Source organism: Salegentibacter sp., assembly GCF_041642575.1.
Classification (GTDB): domain Bacteria; phylum Bacteroidota; class Bacteroidia; order Flavobacteriales; family Flavobacteriaceae; genus Salegentibacter.
This window is the reverse complement of the sequence record NZ_JBEPWD010000076.1, coordinates 7,336-9,539: the sequence shown is the minus strand read 5'-3', so window position 1 is coordinate 9,539 and position 2,204 is coordinate 7,336. Positions and strand designations below refer to the sequence as shown.

1 protein-coding gene is annotated in these 2,204 nt (G+C 42.1%); it reads right to left on the bottom strand.

Translation table 11 applies throughout. From position 1 onward, the window contains the following. Window positions 1-2,204 (bottom strand): metallophosphoesterase (locus ACESK1_RS10385; RefSeq protein WP_372920116.1); only part of this gene is annotated, 2,204 nt, incomplete at both ends.

The window sequence follows — 2,204 nt, the reverse complement described above, 5'->3', positions numbered from 1 at the left end:
GGGGAAACTCCGCTGGATCTTACTGCGGTATAAATAGAATTTCCGATAACCCGGAGGGCACTGGAACCTGCGTTTATACTGGAAATATCCTCCTCTTTTTTATACTCTTCTCCATCTTTGGAATACACCTGAATCCTCGGGCTGCCGGGATCAGGAAAATACAAGGTCTTGGCATCTGATGTCATATCAAAGGTTCGGGAGAGATTTCTGTTTTTTAACGTGATGGTCCTGATTAAATCAAAAGTTTCCCCGTTTTGCTTCAACACATAATTGGGATCTTCCCCAAAGAGCGACATCGCGTATATTTCCCCATTTTCCGCCGCTCGGGGTGAAGTGATTGCCCTGGCTCCTTCAGGGGCTTCCCAAACTGCAATTCCTTTACCGGTTTTAGCATCTATTTTTATCAACCGGCGATTGATTCCGGCTAAAATGTTTCCGTCTAAATCTACTCCCATCCCGTTTACAGGATTGAGCTGATAGGTTTGATTATTTATTTCAACAGAAGTTAACGGCGAAAAATCCACTTCTTTATTTTCACTGTTTTTGATAATAAATCCGCGGTTATAATCGGCTAGCCAGAGTTTCCCTTCCCCATCCCATTGTGCACCATAACCTGCACCGGAATTTTCGATCTTTCCTTTAAAGACATATTCAGGAGCAGGAATTTCGGCGAGATCGTCAAGAATCTCATCAGATTTCACCAGTTTAAATTCAGAAATTTCTGAAGAGGAAAAGTTGCTGCCATCACTTGCCAATACCCGATGGAAGAAAGTCACTGCTTCCCCGATTTCAGCTTCGCTAAGGCGCTGAAACCATTCTTTTTCGGTCATTTTTAAACCGCTCTCTCTTCCAGTTTTTTTCTGAAAAATTATCTCTGAAAAATCCTCATCCTTTGAAAGCTGATAGATATAATTTACAAAATCCCCATCCTTATCCCGGGCTTCGTCCCATTTCAATTCATACAGGGCCTTAATGTTCCGCACTCCGTAAATGTTTTTTTCAGAATGTGAGGTGATTTTTGGCGGTTTTGGAGCAGAATTGTTTTCAGGATAAAGCTGTCCTCTTAATTTTCCTTCTGAAGTCTTGAACTCCAGGTAGAGGCTTCCAATGGCCAGGTGATCCTTTAACTTGCCGGTAAGCTTTAGGCTTCCCTCAATTTTCCCGCTTCCGTCCCCTGAGTTTTTGGTTTTTAACATCTTCAGTAATTTACCCTTTTCAGTATTTCTTCCCTGGTAAATCCCGACAGAATTTCCTTCACCCTGGAGGTTAAAATATTTTCCCTGAATATTTAAGCGGTCACCAATAACTTCAGCTTTTACGTGAGCTATTCCTGAAATATCTTTGCTATCGGAATTCCAGGAAGAGAGGAAGGCTTTCGCCTGCTTTGCTTCCGCGATATCCCTGCGCAAAACATACCCATTCACACCGAACATTGCTGAGGGAAGGCTGTAGGAATCAAAAAGTTGCATTTCTGCAGCTTTTCTCTCTTTTATGTCATAGGTGCTGTAAGTGATGCTATCCTTCTCGTGAAACACATCCATTATGGTAATGGTATTTACGGGCTTTTTCCTCTGAGTTAGCCATCCCCGGGGACCTGAACCCGAAGCACCAGCATTTAATAATTCCAATTTCCCTCGTTTCCCGGGATAATAGGCGTGCTGATGTCCGCTGATGTAAGTATGAACCTTATATTTCTCCAGTAATTCCTGAAGCTTTTCTGGTTCCTCCAGTACATTTCCATTTGAATCTCGTTCCTGAGCCACACTATATAAAGGCATATGGCCTATCACAAAACGAAGTTTAGCATTTTTCGCTTCGGAAGTTTCAAACTGTTTCTCCACCCACTCCAGGTTCTTTTCGGTAATTTTTGAAGAAGAAGCCTCCCAGGAAACGAAAAAAATATCATTTTCTAGAAAGGAGTAATAATTTGGAAAATGAGTATCATCTACAAAATCGAGATCTGGTTTGTTCTTGTTGTTTCTCCAAAAGTTTCGTGCAAACTCCCATTCCACCGGATAACTTCTCGGGCCATCGTGATTACCAAGAGTAAAGGCAAAGGGGATCTCAGCTTTTTTTAAAGGTCCTGCTATATGTTCATTAAAACCCTCCCACATTTTCTGAAGTTGCTCTTCCTTTGAAATTCCCATTCCTGCCACCATATCTCCACCACAAATAACAATGTCCGGTTGCCAGATCCTGGGAAT